Raw genomic sequence first — 16,109 nt, 5'->3', positions numbered from 1 at the left:
TCTCTCCCGTCGCATGGGGCCTTGGCGTGGCAGGGCGGACCGCGGTCCGCCCTGCGCACATCCGTCAGCGGGCGTTGGTTTCCAGTTCCTCGGAAATCTTCGCCATCGCCTCGTCCAGAGACAGCTCTCCGTTCATCGCCGCCGAGAGATACTGCACGGTCGCGTTGTACATCACGAACCCGAACTGCGAGCCTTGGAGGTCGTAGGCCTGCGGGGTCTGCTCGGCGGCGGCAGAGGCCATGCCGGTGAAGGCCTGAAGCGCGTTGGCGACGGCCTCGGTCGCTCCGGCGGCCTCGTAGTCCAGCCCTTCCTTTTGCAAACCGGCGTGGGCCGGGATCGCGAAGGTCCGGGCGTACCATTCGCGCGCCTGCTCCTCTTCGCCCATCCACCCGACGAAAGCGGCGGCGGCGGCTTCCTTCTCGGCATCGCCGGACTTGAAGGCGACAAGGCCCGCGCCACCCGGCATCACGCCGCAGCCATCCGGGCCGCAGGGTACGGGGACCACCTGCCAGTCGAAGGCATCGCCCACGTTGCTCTGCACATTCGAGGTGTTCCACGATCCGGACATGTAGAACGGCACTTCCTGATTGAAGAACAGTTCGTTTCCGTTGGTGTACTTTGCGCCCGACGCGGCGGGCCAGATGTCGGCGGGCATCAGGCCGCTTTCATGCCAGTCGAGCATCATCTGCGCGAAAGCCTTGAAGCCCTCGTCGACAATCAGGTGGCCCTCGTCGTCGAAGTACTTGGCGCCATAGGACATGGCCGGACCTGCAAAGCGGTGGCCGGAGCGGTCCATCACCATCCCGGCGTAGGAACCCGTCTCGTCCATCACGGCCTGCGTGGCCTCTGCCCAGTCCTCCCACGTAGACCCCGGCTCCGGCAGATCGACGCCGGCCTCTTCGAACATGGTGAGGTTCACGTACGGGCCTGTCACCGTCATTTCGGTGTGGAAGCCGTAGATGCCGCCCTCGTTGCCCGCGCGATACCAGGGCAGGACCGCGCCGTATGCGGCTTCCCACGCTTCGGCATCGACGTAGGGCGACAGGTCCACGTAATAGGGATGCATGCCGCCGAGGTTGGTGACAAACGACAGGTCAGGCCCGGTGCCCGCCTCCAGCTGGATCGGCAGCTGTTCACGGATGACGTTGTAGCCCACGGCATTGAGCGTGATCTGCACGTCCGGGTTCTGTTCCTGATAGCGCTCCGCGAATTCCTGGATGATGGCGGCCTTGCCATCCACGTCCGAGATCATCAGGTCGAGCTCCACGGCCTGTGCCGCACCGGCGGTCAGGGCAAGGGCCGAAACGGATCCGGCCACGACGGCGCGCAGCGCTCCGCGTCTTGTCAGCATTACGAATTCCTCCCATGTCGTCCCCGCTTTGGCACAGGGATCTGCCGGGATACTGCGATTGCGCGCGGCCCGGGTCAACCTGCCACGGACCAAATTGATGCACGATTGCTATGCTCCAGCGGTGCACCCGTCCGTCGTGGAAATCTCGGACGTTGAAATCACTCCTTTACCTTGGGCGCGTTATGCCACGGAGGTGGACACCGAAGGACCTGACGCATGAAACTCGGGACGCTTTCCGACAGCCTGCAACATTTGCCGTTCGATCAGATGCTGGATGCCGCCGCAGGCCTCGGCCTAGCCGGTGTGGAGGTGAACACCGGCGGCTGGTCGACCGCGCCACATATAGACGTGGCGAAGTTGCTGTCCGATGCGCGTGCGCGCCATGACTACCTCAGGGCGTTCGCCGCACGCGGGCTGGAGATCTACGCGCTGAATGCGGCCGGAAACGCGTTAAACCCTTCCGTACGCGACGACGCCGACACGCTCGCCGACGCCATACGCCTCGCCGGCGCGCTCGAAGTGGACATGGTGGTGACAACGTCCGGGCTGCCCGCGGCGAACGCCACCGACACGGCGCCGAACTGGATCACCTCTTCCGTTTCGCCAGAGAACAGCGCGGCCCTGCGCTACCAGTGGGAAGACGTGCTTTACCCCTTCTGGACCGGCATGGCAGCGCTCGCCCGGGAAAACGGTGTCAGCAAGATCGCGGTGACGATGCATGCCGCACAATGCGTTCACAACGTCCTCACGTTTCACGACCTTCGCCTGGCCATCGGCCCGCAGCTTGGCGCGAACCTAGATCCGGCGCAGATGCTTCTGATGGGGGCCGACCCGATCAGCGTCATCGACGTGCTGGGCGACGCGCTTTTCTGCGTGCATGTCACCGACGCCACGATCAATCCGACGGTCGCGGCCACGAACTCGCTGATCGACACGGGCTGCCTGACGGACATGAGCGCCCGCGCCTGGACCTATTCGACTCCCGGCTACGGACATCCTCCGGAATGGTGGGCGCGCTTTGCGTATCGGCTGTGCCAGAACGAGTACGATGGTTGGTTGTCGCTCGTCTATCAGGACCCGGTCCTGTGCCCGAAGTCCGCCCTGGAGAAATCGACGGCCGTGATGCGCGAAGCCCTGCCAGGGGAGCTGTGCCTGTCCCGCCCCTGACTGTCGTCGCGCCCCGCCCGATGCGCAGCTGATCCACGACAGGGGCAAAAGCGGCGACGTGTGTTCCTTTTCGCCACCTACCTGGACCCCACCGGCTGACGCCGACATTTCCCGAAAAATCTTCTTGTCAGGTCAGGTGCGCCGTGCCAACGATGGTATACCAAAGCCGCGGCGGCACGTAGATCCGCGAAAGAACGGCGGCACTGGGAAGGGAGGAACACGGACGAAACGACAGCGCCGCTGTCGCTTTTCCGTACGTCGAACGGATCGTCCTCTTCCCCGATGAGACCAGGCCGCGTCCCGCTGGACGCTGACAGAATTGAGCCCGCACCCGGCACGTCAGAGGCCGGGGCGGACAGGGAGGACCAGACCAACATGAGCCTTATCGAATTGAAAGGCATCACCAAGAGTTTTGGCGCCATCCACGCGTTGAACGGGATCGACCTGACGATTCAGCCCGGCGAGGCGGTGGGCCTCATGGGCGACAACGGCGCCGGCAAGTCGACCCTGATGAAGATCATCGCCGGCAACTTCTCTCCCACAGCGGGCAAGATCCTGATCGAGGGCAAGCCCGTGCACATGACAAGGCCCATCGAGGCACGGGAAAACGGGATCGAGATTGTCTATCAGGACCTCGCGCTTTGCGACAACCTGACGGCGGCCGCGAACGTCTTTCTCGGGCGGGAAATCTCCACCGGCGTCTGGCCGTTCCGCAAGCTCGACTACCAGGCCATGTACGCCAAGGCGGGCGAACTCTTCGGCGAACTCAAGTCCGAGACTCGCCCCCGCGACCTCGTCAAACAGATGTCGGGCGGTCAACGGCAGGCCGTCGCCATCGCCCGCACCCGCCTGTCCGACCCGAAGCTGGTGCTGATGGACGAACCGACCGCCGCGATCTCTGTCCGGCAGGTGAAAGAGGTCCTCGCCCTCATCAAGCGCCTGAAGGACACCGGCCACGCCGTCATCCTCGTCAGCCACAGGATGCCGGACGTCTTCGACGTCTGCGACCGCGTGGCCGTCCTGCGCCGCGGCACCAAGGTGGCCGACAAGCGCATCACCGAAACGACCCCCGAAGAGGTCACCGGACTCATCATCGGAGCGATCGAGGCAGCATGACCGACACGACCCCCACCGAAGAACACGCCAAGACGGCGCAGCAACCCATCGACCACGCGGCGATCGACGACAGCATCACGTCCCGGCAGGAAGTCACGGGGATCGGCGCGATCATCCGCACCCAGCCCTTCTGGGTCTTTGTCGCAATCCTGTTCATCGCGCTGGTCATGAGCTTCGTCTCCGACGCCTTCATGACCGAACGCAACATGTTCAACATCACCCGCAACATGGCCTACTTCGGGATCATGGCACTGGGCATGTCGGCGGTGATCTGTACTGCCGGTATCGACCTGTCGGTCGGCTCGCTGCTGGGGTTGTGCGGCATCAACCTCGCACTGGTCCTGCAGGCCGGTTGGGGCGTGGAGGTCGGCTTCATTGCCTGCATGCTGACTGCCGCGATAGTGGGCTTCATCAACGGCGTGCTGATCGCATACGTCAGGCTCGCGCCCTTCGTCGTCACGCTGGGGATGCTGGCCATGGCGCGGTCTGTCGCCATGGTCGTGTCGAACAACAAGATGATCTACGAGTTCGGCCCCGACCAGGAAATCTTCGAATGGATCGGCGGCGGAGACGTCCTGGGCGTGCCGAACGTGGTTTGGGTGCTCATCATCATGACGCTGCTGTTCCTGTGGGTCTGGCGCTTCACCCAGTGGGGCCGCTGGGTCATCGCCATCGGCGGCAACGCCCATGCGGCGAAACTGGCCGGCATCCCGGTCGAGAGGGTGATCGTGTCGGTCTACATGGTCTGCTCCATGTGCACCGGGATCGCAGCATTCATGTTCATCGGCTACACCGGGTCGGCCACCAACGCGATGGGCGTCACCTACGAGTTGAACGTCATCGCGGCCACCGTCATCGGCGGCGCGAACCTGATGGGCGGCGTGGTATATGCGTTGGGCGCGCCCATCGGCGCGGCTCTGGTCGAACTCATCCGGAACTCGCTGCTGCTCGCCGGGATACCCGCGCTGTGGCAGCAATTCTTTGTCGGTCTGTTCCTCATCCTCGCGGTGCTTCTGGAACAGATCCGCAATCGCGGGGGCAAATAATCCCCGGTCTTTCATGCTAATTCAGGGAGGATATACGCATGAAGAAACTACTGACGGCCACGGCCCTGCTGGGCGCACTCGCGGCTCCGGCCTTTGCCGAAAGCCACGGCGGCTACACTTTCGCGCTCGTGCCGAAGGCAATGAACAACCCGTTCTTCGACCTCGCCCGCGACGGCTGCTACAAGGCGCAGGAAGAGATCGAAGGCGTGACCTGCGAATACATCGGCCCCGGTGAGCACACCGAGCTGGAGCAGATCCAGATCGTGCAGGATCTCATCACCAAAGGTGTCGACGGCATCGCAGTGTCGCCCTCGAACGCGCCCGCAATGGCGAAGACCCTGAAGGAGGCCGAAGCCGCAGGCATCCCGGTCATCACCTGGGACGCCGACCTTCTGGAGGACGACAAGGGGCTGCGCGCGGCCTTCGTCGGCACCAACAACTACGACATCGGCGTCGAGCTGGCGAAGCTGGTTCAGGCACGTCACCCCGATGGCGGCACGATCTGCCTGCAGACCGGCGGCGCCGCGGCGGCCAACCACAACGAGCGCCTGAAAGGTGCGCGTGACACGCTGGCCGGCGAGGACATGGGCGAAGCGCCGGGCGACATGCTGGACGGTCAGGGCGGCTGGACCGAGATTTCGGGCTGCCCGCTGATCACCAACGACGACGGCAACGTCGCCGTGCAGGGCATGACCGACATCCTTGCCGCGAACCCCGACCTGACTGCATTCCTGTCGACCGGTGCTTTCACGCAGTGGTTCGACAATGCCTATCGCGGTGCGGCGGAGCCCTACAAGGACAAGATGGCCTCGGGCGACCTGACCATCGTCGTGGCGGACACCCTGCCGATGCAGATCGCGCAGACCAAGGACGGTCTGGGCAACGGTCTGGTCGGGCAACGTCCGTTCGAGATGGGCTACCTTGCCATGCAGATGCTCAAGGACCTGAAGGACGGCGGCTCGCTCCAGGATCCGACCTACACCGGTCTGGACGTCTGCACGAACGACAACATCGACTCCTGCGTCGAATAAGCCGATACACGCAGCAACAGACGGTGGCGCGCATTCCGCGCCACCGTTCTTCTTTTGAAACATACCCGGACCGTTCATGACCGAAACCAGATACGCCGTGATCGGCGCTGGCTGGATCAGCCAGATCGCCTTCCTGCCCGCTGTGCACCAGACCGGAAACTCGCGCGTGACGGCGCTTGTCACCGGCTCACCCGAACGCGCCCGCGAGCTGGCCGATTTCCACGGCATTCCCGACGTCATCTCGTACGACGAGTTGGACGGCTATCTCGCGGCGGGGAACGCGGACGCGGTCTATATCGCGACGCCGAACAGCAGCCACGCCGACTTTGCCCTCCGCGCCGCGCAGTCCGGGTGCCATGCCCTTGTCGAGAAACCGCTGGCGACCACCGTCGAGGAGTGCGACGCGATGATCGCAGCGCACGCCAAGGCAGGCACCTACTTGATGACAGCCTACCGCCTGCACCACGACCCCGGCACCATCGACATGCTGGAACGCATCAGGGCCGGAGAGATCGGGGAGCCGCGCCTGTTTTCGTCCGTCTTCGGGTTCCAGATCGACGCGGGCAACCACCGCTTGAAGGGCAGCCACTGGGGCGGGCCCCTGCAGGACCTGGGCGTCTACTGCCTGAACGCCGCCCGCCATGTCTTTTCCGCAGAACCGGTCGAGGTCACGGCCATGTTCGGACACGGCGACAACGATCCGCGCTTCTCCGAGACGCATGAGACCGTGGCCGTCACCCTGCGGTTCCCGGGCGACCGTTTGGCGCAGTTCATGGCGAGTTTCGGCACCGACGCCCGCGACTTGATGCAGGTGCTTGGAACGAAAGGGACACTGACAGCCGATCCCGGCTACAAGTTCGAGCACGAACTGCACCTGACCCGGCACGCCGGTGAAGAGGTCGTCGAACAGGTCCGCACACCGGAGAACGACGACTTCGGGGCGATGATCGCCTATTTCTCGGACTGCATTCAGGCGGGCACGCCGCCTCAGAACGATGGCGCCGAGGGGCGCGCCGACGTGCTCGTGATGCGCGCGATCGAGGCGGCCGCAGAGACCGGGCAGCCGCAGCGCACCGACTTGCCGCCCCGGCCCGGCCACCCCGATGATACCACCCTGCGCCGCGTACCGCGCACCGACAGAAGGCTGGTGTTCTGATGGCCGTGCAAGTCGACGCTCACCATCATTTCTGGCACCCCGCACGAGGCGACTACGGCTGGATGCCGGAGGACGACCCTGTGCTGTCGCGCCCTTACACGCCCGCCGATCTCGCCGCCGGATTGACCGGGACTGGCGTGACACGGACCGTTCTCGTACAGGCCGCACCCACGACCGGGGAAACAGAGTACCTGCTGGGCATCGCCGATGCGACGCCGCACGTGGCCGGTGTTGTCGGCTGGATCGACTTCGGAGATCGCGGACAGGCGCGCACGCTGGAACGGCTTGCACGGCATCCGAAGTTCAAGGGCGTGCGCCCGATGATCCAGGACCTCCCGGATGACGACTGGATGCTGCGGGACGACGTGCAATGGGCCTATGCGGCACTCGTCGACCTCGACCTGACGTTCGATTGCCTCGGCTGCCCGCGCCACATGCCGAACTTCCGCCGATTGCTGGATCGCTACCCGGATCTGCGCGCCGTGCTAGATCATTGCCTGAAACCCCAGTTGCGCGCCCATACGCCCGAGGCCCACGCCGAATGGTGCGACGGCATGTCGGGACTGGCCCAGACGCAGACCTTCCTGAAGCTCTCCGGCCTCGTCACCGAGGCCGACACCGACTGGTCGGCAGAGGCCTTGCGCCCCTACACCGACCACGCGCTGTCCGTGTTTGGCGCAGAGCGCACGATGTGGGGCAGCGACTGGCCCGTCCTGCGGCTGCGTGCCGAATACGAAGACTGGCACGCCCTCGCCCACACCCTGACCGACCATCTGGACGCCGCCGCAAAAGATGCCATTTTCGGCGCGACCGCGACACGCTTCTACCGACTGGAGACCTGACCATGTCCATGCCCCGATACAAACTGGGCCGCACCGACCTCGAAGTGACCGAACTCTGCTTCGGTGCCAGCGCACTTGGCGACATGCCCGACACCTACGGCTATTCCGTTTCCGAGGATCGCGCGCGCGATACCATCAACGCCATCTTCGAGTCAGAGGTGAACGTCCTCGACACATCGCGCAACTATGGCTTCGGCCGTTCCGAGGAGCGGATCGGCAAGGTCATCAAGGAACGCGGCGGACTGCCCAAGGGCTTCGTCCTGTCCACCAAGCTTGACCGCGACATGGAGACGAGGCGCTTCGACGCCGCCCGCGTCCGCCAATCGGTGGAGGAAAGCCTGAAGGCGCTGAATCTCGACACCATCCCGCTGTTGCACCTGCACGATCCCGAACACGCCCGCGATCTGAACGAGATCACCGGGGAAGGCGGCGCGCTGGACGAGTTGTTCAAGCTGAAGGAAGAAGGCATCGCCCAGGCGGTGGGCCTTGCGATGGGGCGCATCGACATCATGTTCCCGATCCTGCGCGACCGGCCTTTCGATGCGTTGATCTCGCACAACCGGTTCACGTTGCTCAACCGTGCTGCCGCTCAGATGTTCGACTACGCCTACGACAACGAAATCGCGATCCTGAACGCCGCCCCCTTCGCCGGTGGCGTGCTGGCCAAGGGGGCGGCGGAGATGCCGCAGATCACCTACCAGGAGGCCACGGACGAGGCGTTGCAACCCGTCCGCGCCATCGAAGCGATCTGCGCCAAGCACGGCATCGCACCCGGCGCGGCGGCCCTGGGCTTCTCGCTGCGCGATCCTCGGATCACCTCGACAGTCATCGGCGTGTCCAAGCCGGAGCGTGTGCAGCAGACGCTCGATTGGGCCGCAACGAAGATCCCGGCAGCGGCATGGGAGGAGCTGGACGCCCTGCCCTTCGATGCCGACGACCCCGAAGCGAACCGCGTCTACCGTCCCGGCTGAGACGCGGCGGCGGGACTCATGTGTTGGCGAACCAGTCCAGTTCGCCTTCATAGGCAAAGGGGATCTGGTGGATGACCACGTCCTCGCCGCGCACAAGGACGACACGATACGCAGGTTCGAGCGGTCCGATGGCGGTGTGTTCCGCCGGCGTCAGGTTCGGGATGCGCTGCATCATGGTGGAGGGCACACCAGAAAAGGCGATGCCCGACATCGTGCCGCACAACGGCGCATGCACGTGGCCGAAAAACATGTAGGCGACCTTCTGGGCGTTGGCTTTCAGCAAGTCGCGCAACGGCCCCTGATCCTCGTCCCGCAGCGAGTACCCGTCGGCCGACGGGTCGCCGATGTGCAACGGGTTGTGATGAAAGAACAGGAAGGCGCGTTCGCATCCTGCCAGTTGCTCGGTCAGCCAACGCAGGCGCCCGGGACCGAAATGGCCCTCGTCCCGGCCCGTCTCCACCGTGTCGCAGAAGATGAACCGGCCTTCCCGCAGGTCGGTCGCATGATTGACGTAGCCGTCCGCGTCTCTCGGATGATCGCGGAACACGTCGAAGAAGACATCGCGGTCATCGTGGTTTCCCATCATCAGGCGCACCGGCATCGGCAGCATCGTGAGCGCCTGCCGCAGCCGGGCATAGGCCTCTCTCTCGGCGTATTCGGTCAGGTCGCCGCTAATGACCACAAACCCAGCGTCACGATGGTGTTCGGCGATATGGCCCAAAGCGCGCGCCAGCCGGTCGTAGGGATCGAGACCGCCGATGGTCATGCCCGGCGGGCCGAGATGAATATCGGAGAGGTGAACGAACTTCATGAAAAACTCCGCTACCTGAATAGACCGGTGTCAATGCACCAAGCCAGACACGCGGCGCGGCGGGCGTCAAGCCTTCGCTGACACCAAACCGCTGGGCATGCTGTCAAATTCGCCAGCCGCATCGGTCACGGGCAAGCCTTGGCGGACAAAATTGACAAGGACGGGCAACCGACGGAAGCTGCCAGTCAAAATCCAACCGGGAGTCCCAGACATGAAACTCGTCACCACCACCGCGCTTGCGCTGTGCCTTGCCGGCGCGGCCTACGCGCAAAACGATTGCGCCGCCGGCAAGACCCTGAAGGACGGCACCCTGACCGTCGCCACCGGCAACCCGGCCTTCTACCCTTGGGTTCTGGATGACAAGCCGGAGTCCGGTCAGGGCTACGAAGCCGCCGTCGCCTACGCCGTGGCCGCCAAAATGGGGTTCGAGCCCGACGCCGTGGAATGGATCCGGTCCTCCTTCGACCAGGCGATCCAGCCGGGCGAGAAGGACTTCGACTTCAATCTCCAGCAGTTCTCCATCACGCCGGAGCGGGAAGAAGTCGTCGATTTCTCGATCCCTTATTACAGCTCCGCCATGGCAGTGCTGACGACCGATCGCGTGGTCGAAGGCGGCGCCACCGCCACGATGGACTCGCTCCAGGGACTGGTCTGGGGGGCCGACGCCAACACAACCGCCGTGCCGATGCTGCAGGACCTGATCGGTCCGTCAAAGGACCCGATGCTCTACAACGACAACGTCGACGTGACCGCCGCGATGCAGGCGGGCCAGATCGACGCCGCGCTGTTCGATCTGCCGACCGCTCTTTACCTTTCGGCGGTCGTGGTCGACGGCGGCACCATCCTCGGCCAGTTTCCCGCCGACCGGACGGAGAACCCCGATCAGTTCGGCCTTCTGATGCCCAACGAAAGCCCACTTAAGGAATGTGTCGATGCCGCGCTTCAGGAGCTGATCGACGACGGCACCCTGGCCGAGATCGAGAAGAGCTGGCTGGAAGAGACCACCGGCGTCCCGGTGATCGAGTAAGCTCAGCCCAGAAGTCTGCCCAGCCGGGCGATGCCCTCGTCGATCCGGGCTTCGTCCGCGCAGGAGAAGCTGAGCCTCAGCGTGTTCCGCCCCGATCCGTCGGGGAAGAACGCGGCGCCGGGCACGAAGGCCACGCGCGCCTCGCGCACAGCCCGTTCCAGCAGTTGCGCGCTGTCGTTTCCCGCAGGCAGCGTCACCCAGACGAACATTCCGCCCTCGGGCCGCGTCCATGTCACGCCTTCCGGCATCTCGCGCGAGAGGGCGGCCAACATGCGGTCGCGCCGCGCCCCATAGACCCGGCGCAACCCAGCGACGTGATCGTCGAAGATCTCGCGCGCGACACGCTCGGTCGCGATCTGGTTCAGGGTCGGCGAATGCAGATCCGCCGCCTGCTTGATCAGCACCAGCCGTTCGATCACCGGCGTCGCGGCGCAGACCCATCCGACCCGCAGCCCCGGTGCAAGTGTCTTGGAGAACGACCCGCAGTAGATCGTCCGGCTGTTCTCTATCCCGCCGTTGCGGGCGATGTCGGTCGCCAGGATCGGCGGCACTGGATCGCCGTCATAGCGCAGCGCCTGATAGGCGCCATCCTCGATCAGCGCGATTCCCAGCGCCTCGGCCCGCTCCAGCAGCCGCCCCCTGCCCTCCGCGTCCAGCGTTTCGCCCGTGGGGTTGGCAAAATCCGCTGACAGGTAGGCCATCTTGACCGCACCGCCTGCGGCCTCCGCCTCCGCGCGCAGATCCTCGGGGGCCGCGTTGGACCACGGATCCAGCGGGATGTACCGCGGCTCGCAGGCGTTGAACGCGCCAAGCGCCCCGAGGTACGTGGGCCAGCCGACCATCGCCGTATCGCCGGGCGAAAGAAGCAGCTTGCCGAAGTAGTCGAGGGCTTGTTGCGATCCGGACGTGATGAAGATGTTCTCCACCCCGCACGCCACGCCGATACCGCCCATATGGTCGGCCAGCCACGCTCTGAGCGGAGCATAGCCTTCGGACACCGAATACTGCAGGGCCTGGGACGCGCGTGGCCCGGTCATCGCCTCCGACATGGCCTTGGCGAACTCCGCCGCCGGGAACAACTCCGGATCGGGAATGCCACCGGCGAAAGAGATGATGTCCGGCTGATCCAGCAGTTTCAGCAGCTCGCGGATCTCCGAGGCTTTCATTCTCCCCGTCCGCCGTGCCAGCACAGTTTGCCAGTCCATACCATCACCTCCGAGTCGACCTTGTTTCGCGATACGCCTGCGAATTTAGGTATGCAATGCTTACCTATGCATCTGAAATACAGATGTGAAGCGTTTGACACTCCGCTGCCCTGCGGCAAAAGTCGCCGCTAAAAGAGGGACACCCCATGCCCACCCGCCGACAGCTCTACGCGGCCCGTCAGCGCCGCCGCGCAAATCTGATCGCCGCCGCCTCGACCGGCGGGGTGCTGCTGGCACTTGTCCTGCTGGTGCCCCTCACTCCGGGCTGGGAGGCCGTGCAACGCGCCTTCTTCAACGGATCTGTCTTCGCCCGCACGTTCCCCGGCCTGCTGCAAGCCTTTCTGATGGATGTGGCGATTTTCGCATGGTGCGCGCCGCTGATTGCGATCCTGGGCCTCGTCCTCGCCGTGGCGCGTGACCTGCGCAGCCCCGCGCTCACCCCGGTTCGCCTGTTCGCAACCATGTTCATCGACATCTTCCGCGGCCTGCCGGTGATCCTCGTGATCTACCTGATCGGCTTCGGCGTACCGGGCCTGGGCCTGCCAAGGCCCTGGAACTCTCCCTACATCTGGGGATCGCTGTCGCTGATCCTCGTCTACGCCGCGTATACGGCTGAGGTCCTGCGCTCCGGCATCGACTCGATCCACGAGAGCCAGCGCGCCGCCGCCCTGTCGCTCGGTCTTTCCGGCGGCGATACCATGCGCTTCGTCATCCTGCCGCAGGCCATCCGGCGGGTGATCCCCGCCAACATGAACCTGTTCATCGCTTTGCAGAAGGACGTGGCGCTCCTGTCCTTCATCGGCCCGGTCGAGATCTTCCGGCAGGCCGGCGTCTATAAATCGCTCCTCGCGAACTTCACACCCTACGTGGGCGCGGCGCTGATCTTCCTGGCGATCACCATCCCCGCGACCCGCTACGCCGACCACCTGATGAACCGCGAACGGCAGGCGCGCTCATGAAAAACCTCGAACTCTGCGCAGTGACCAAGGCCTTCGGCACCAACACCGTGCTCGACGGCATCGACCTGTCGGTCTCGCCGGGCGAGATGATCTGCCTGATCGGCGCCTCGGGGTCCGGCAAGTCGACGCTACTGAAGTGCCTGAACCTTCTGGAGCCGATCGACGACGGGCAGATCCTGCTCGACGGTCAGGACATCGCCGAACCCGGCCTCGACCCGCAGCCAATCCGTCAGCGCATCGGCATGGTGTTCCAAAGCTACAACCTCTTCCCGCACATGACCGCGCTCGACAATGCGCTGCTGGCGCCCCGCCGGGTGCTGCGCAAGACCCGCGCCGACCTGCTGCCGGAAACAGAGGCGCTGTTCGCCCGCTTCGGTCTGGCCGACCGGATGCACCACTACCCCGACCAGCTTTCCGGCGGGCAGCAGCAGCGCGTGGCCATCGTCCGCGCCCTCGCCATGCAGCCCGAGATCATGCTCTTCGACGAGATCACCTCGGCCCTCGACCCGGAACTGGTGGGCGAGGTTCTGGACGTGCTCCGCCAGTTGCGGACAGAGGGCATGACGATGATCCTCGCCACTCACGAAATGGCCTTCGCGCGCGAGGCGGCGGATACGATCTGCTTCCTCGACAATGGGCGCATCCTGGAACAGGGAGCGCCGTCGGACATCTTCACCGCACCACGCCACGCCCGCACGAAGAGCTTCCTGTCCCGCGTGCTTTGAACCGCTCTCCTTCTTCTTGGCCATAAATACCTGATCAGCGACGCAGAACGACCTGCGCGCCGTTCCAATCGGGGCGCACGACCAGAACGCGGTTCACATCCATTGCCTGACCACGCGGTCACGACCGGTGACCCCGACCGCGGGCTTCGAAAGGTGCCCCGAGAGGGCCCGCTTCGACCTCGGCTGAGGCAATCACAAACCGGCGCGCACCAGCGCAAGGCTGCGACCCGATCCTTCGGCGCCGATCCTTCCGGCTTCGGGCCCTCGGCACTCTGTCCCGTCCCTGCCGGCATCAAGGCGGTGCACACGGCAAGGTAACCGCCCCCCCTGCAGGGCGACAGAAGTTCTGCTTCCCCGATCACGCGCACCCGGACAGTCGCGTTCCAAGCGGTCTTTTTCCCTGTCTTCCGGCTCTTTCCCTGTTGGTCGGGTTTTCCTTCGTTGACGTGGGGGCGCCCGTCATTGAACATGACGGCTGTTGTAGACAAAGCCTTTTTCGTAGGGGGAGGGAAGCCGTGCGCTCTCTGGTTCTGACGACCGTCCTGACGTCCCTGTTGTCCCTGCCCTACTCGGGCGCGGCGCAGGAATTCGTCGGCTTCGACCGGAACAGTTTCGGGCAGGTCGTTCTGGACCGCAAGCAGTTCGCGATCATGGACCGGCAGGACGGAAGCAGCACCGGGCTGACGCAGCCCGGCGAGGGCACCAGCGAATCCATCGGATCATATTCGCCCGATAATTTCTTTGCCAAGCTCGGGCGCCCGGTCGGACGGCTGGACATTCTGACGGACAACGGCGTCTTTCCCTGCACCGCCTTCATCGTCGACGACGCGCACATCGTCACCAACTATCATTGCATCCCCGGGGCAGCGGGCGCGGACCGCACCGGTGCGACACGGATCGAGGCAGCACTGTTCTGGGCCGGCTACACGCGACAGGGCGTCGAGGAAGGCGCACGCAGCTACACCGTCCTTCCCACGCCGGTCGAGGCGGACGAAAAACTCGACTACTCCGTTCTGAAGGTGATCGGCGATCCCTCCGAGGACTATGGCACGCTGGAACTGGCCTCCAACATGCCGCATGACGGCGACCCCTACTGGGTGATCGGCCATCCCATGGGAGAGGCGCAGCGCATCAGCCGCGAGAAGTGTCAGGCGAATTCGCCGGCGGTTTCGGGCGGGCGGCTGCTGCACACCTGCGATACGATGCCCGGCAACTCCGGCTCACCGCTGATCGACGCCGCCTCACGCAGGGTGATCGGGCTGCACAATGCGGGTTCCGGGCAGGACGCCGTGAATTTCGCCACGCCGATGCAGGCGATCCTTGAACACAGCCGCGTGCTGAAGGCCGCAGTCGGCGGCGTCCCGAACGGTGGCGGAGGGGGCAGCCAGGAGACCGGCGGTACGACGCCGCAACCCAGCTTCTGCGACACGCTCTACAACAAGGCCGAGACGTTGAACGCCTGTTACGCCTATGACGCCTACCTCCAGTCCTGCGGCGACCATCCTTTTGCCATTCTTGCCAAGGGCTACGTGGCGCGCGAGTGCAGCACATCCTCGACGATCGGCGGCACCACGGGCGGAGGCGGAACGACGGGAGGCGGGACGACGACCGAACTGCTGCGCCCCTGGTGCTCGTCCAGCCGGCTCAACCCGACAGAGGCGACGATCTGCGGGGACCGCTATCTGGCAGGCCTGGATGGGGAGTTGGAACGTGCCTACAAGAACCCGGCACGCCAGGTCTCTGCCTCGGCCCAAGGCGTCTGGCGCACCGGCACCCGCGACCGCTGCGGCACGGACACAAGCTGCATCTCACGCGCGGTGATCGACCGGATCGCCTACCTCAAGACCCCGGCCACATCCTCCGGCGGCACGTCCGGTTCTGGCGGGGCGACCACGCGCTCGGGCAACTATGAACTGTCGTCCTCGTGCTACATCATGACCGCATCGCGTCCGTCGCTGTCAGAGGCGAAGGCCTTCATCTCTCAGTGGTTCGGCAGCGGCCAGGGCGTACGCATCTTCCGGTCGGCCAACGGGTACTACGGCATCGCACTGGAAACCGTGTCGCGGGGCAACGCCGACGGGCGCATCGCACAGCTGATCTCTGCCGGGCGGATTCCAAGCGACAGCTATTGCTCCACCGGGTCGCGCTTTGTCGAAGAGGTGCTTTGGAACGGCGGATCTTCCGGCAACGGATCGTCTTCCGGCGGCGGATACACGATGTACATCGACAACACGGCCAGCCTGAACGTCCGTTCCGGACCCGGTACGCAGTACGGCCGGATCACAGCCGTAGACCGGGGCACGCAGGTGACGGTCACGGGCAGCAGCGACGGATGGTCGAACATCCGGCTGCCGAACGGGCTGACGGGCTGGGTGTCCGCAACCTACCTCTCCAGCTCCCGGCCCTCGGCGCAACGGCAGTGTTACGCCACCGTGACCAACCTCAACCCCTATTCCAGCCGCACCCGCGCAGATGGCTCCGGTTATCTGAACGTGCGCAGCGCCCCGTCCACACGCGGCAACATCCTGATGGAGGTCTACCTCGGGGACACCGTGCAGGTCGTTGGCCAGAGCAACGGCTGGGCAAAGATCCAGTGCGTCTCGGGTCAGTGTCAAAGGCCCTATGTGGGCAACGGCGGCGCCACCGGCTGGGCCTCGGCAAAATATCTCGCGATCCGCTGCAACTGACGGCGGATGCACACC

General features: G+C 64.9%; 14 protein-coding genes. 11 read left to right on the top strand and 3 right to left on the bottom strand.

Going from position 1 to position 16,109, the window contains the following annotated elements; genetic code table 11:
* Nucleotides 1-64: 64 nt before the first annotated feature.
* On the bottom strand, nucleotides 65-1,351 hold the full coding sequence (locus tag ABFK29_RS06450; RefSeq protein WP_005860593.1) for an ABC transporter substrate-binding protein: 1,287 nt from the start codon (nucleotides 1,349-1,351) through the stop codon (nucleotides 65-67).
* A 216-nt stretch (nucleotides 1,352-1,567) separates the two neighbouring features.
* Here ABFK29_RS06450 and ABFK29_RS06445 point away from each other — a divergent pair, with 216 nt between their 5' ends.
* From ABFK29_RS06445 to ABFK29_RS06415, 7 genes are all read left to right on the top strand, one after another.
* Complete coding sequence (locus tag ABFK29_RS06445; RefSeq protein WP_005860591.1) at nucleotides 1,568-2,518, top strand: sugar phosphate isomerase/epimerase family protein; 951 nt, start codon at nucleotides 1,568-1,570, stop codon at nucleotides 2,516-2,518.
* Between the two features lie 375 nt (nucleotides 2,519-2,893).
* Nucleotides 2,894-3,634: an ATP-binding cassette domain-containing protein gene (locus ABFK29_RS06440; RefSeq protein WP_040604745.1), complete on the top strand. Its 741-nt coding sequence runs from the start codon at nucleotides 2,894-2,896 to the stop codon at nucleotides 3,632-3,634.
* On the top strand, nucleotides 3,631-4,680 hold the full coding sequence (locus tag ABFK29_RS06435; RefSeq protein WP_005860587.1) for an ABC transporter permease: 1,050 nt from the start codon (nucleotides 3,631-3,633) through the stop codon (nucleotides 4,678-4,680). The genes ABFK29_RS06440 and ABFK29_RS06435 overlap by 4 nt, the downstream gene beginning before the upstream one ends.
* 38 nt (nucleotides 4,681-4,718) lie before the next feature.
* The gene (locus ABFK29_RS06430; protein WP_005860585.1) at nucleotides 4,719-5,711 is read left to right on the top strand and encodes a sugar-binding protein; all 993 of its coding nucleotides are present in this window, start codon (nucleotides 4,719-4,721) and stop codon (nucleotides 5,709-5,711) included.
* 76 nt (nucleotides 5,712-5,787) lie between these two features.
* Nucleotides 5,788-6,867, top strand: a complete 1,080-nt coding sequence (locus ABFK29_RS06425; protein WP_005860583.1) for a Gfo/Idh/MocA family protein — start codon at nucleotides 5,788-5,790, stop codon at nucleotides 6,865-6,867.
* Nucleotides 6,867-7,709 (top strand): amidohydrolase family protein, encoded by an 843-nt coding sequence (locus ABFK29_RS06420; protein WP_005860580.1) that lies wholly within the window; start codon nucleotides 6,867-6,869, stop codon nucleotides 7,707-7,709. The genes ABFK29_RS06425 and ABFK29_RS06420 overlap by 1 nt, the downstream gene beginning before the upstream one ends.
* A gap of 2 nt (nucleotides 7,710-7,711) precedes the next feature.
* On the top strand, nucleotides 7,712-8,680 hold the full coding sequence (locus tag ABFK29_RS06415) for an aldo/keto reductase (RefSeq protein ID WP_005860578.1): 969 nt from the start codon (nucleotides 7,712-7,714) through the stop codon (nucleotides 8,678-8,680).
* Nucleotides 8,681-8,696: 16 nt separating this feature from the next.
* Here ABFK29_RS06415 and ABFK29_RS06410 read toward each other — a convergent pair whose 3' ends face one another.
* Nucleotides 8,697-9,491 carry a metallophosphoesterase gene (locus tag ABFK29_RS06410; protein ID WP_040604744.1) on the bottom strand — a complete coding sequence of 265 codons (795 nt, stop codon included), beginning with the start codon at nucleotides 9,489-9,491 and terminating at the stop codon, nucleotides 8,697-8,699.
* A 211-nt stretch (nucleotides 9,492-9,702) separates the two neighbouring features.
* Between ABFK29_RS06410 and ABFK29_RS06405 the strand changes: the two genes are divergently transcribed.
* Entirely contained in the window at nucleotides 9,703-10,518 is an 816-nt protein-coding gene (locus tag ABFK29_RS06405) for an ABC transporter substrate-binding protein (RefSeq protein WP_005860574.1), read from the top strand.
* 2 nt (nucleotides 10,519-10,520) lie between these two features.
* On the opposite strand, the gene ABFK29_RS06400 is transcribed toward ABFK29_RS06405, so the two are convergent.
* A complete protein-coding gene (locus ABFK29_RS06400) occupies nucleotides 10,521-11,684 on the bottom strand; it encodes a PLP-dependent aminotransferase family protein (RefSeq protein ID WP_005860572.1) in 1,164 nt (387 codons plus the stop codon).
* Between the two features lie 185 nt (nucleotides 11,685-11,869).
* Here ABFK29_RS06400 and ABFK29_RS06395 point away from each other — a divergent pair, with 185 nt between their 5' ends.
* The 3 genes from ABFK29_RS06395 to ABFK29_RS06385 all read left to right on the top strand — a co-directional run bounded on the left by ABFK29_RS06395 (nucleotide 11,870) and on the right by ABFK29_RS06385 (nucleotide 16,094).
* Nucleotides 11,870-12,682 (top strand): amino acid ABC transporter permease, encoded by an 813-nt coding sequence (locus ABFK29_RS06395; protein ID WP_005860570.1) that lies wholly within the window; start codon nucleotides 11,870-11,872, stop codon nucleotides 12,680-12,682.
* Nucleotides 12,679-13,407 (top strand): amino acid ABC transporter ATP-binding protein, encoded by a 729-nt coding sequence (locus ABFK29_RS06390; RefSeq protein ID WP_005860568.1) that lies wholly within the window; start codon nucleotides 12,679-12,681, stop codon nucleotides 13,405-13,407. Before ABFK29_RS06395 ends, ABFK29_RS06390 begins: the two co-directional genes overlap by 4 nt.
* A 515-nt stretch (nucleotides 13,408-13,922) precedes the next feature.
* Entirely contained in the window at nucleotides 13,923-16,094 is a 2,172-nt protein-coding gene (locus ABFK29_RS06385) for an SH3 domain-containing protein (protein ID WP_005860564.1), read from the top strand.
* Nucleotides 16,095-16,109: the final 15 nt, after the last annotated feature.

The sequence above is a fragment of the Sagittula stellata E-37 genome (genome assembly GCF_039724765.1).
Taxonomy (GTDB): domain Bacteria; phylum Pseudomonadota; class Alphaproteobacteria; order Rhodobacterales; family Rhodobacteraceae; genus Sagittula; species Sagittula stellata.
This window is presented reverse-complemented; position numbering and strand designations above follow the sequence as displayed.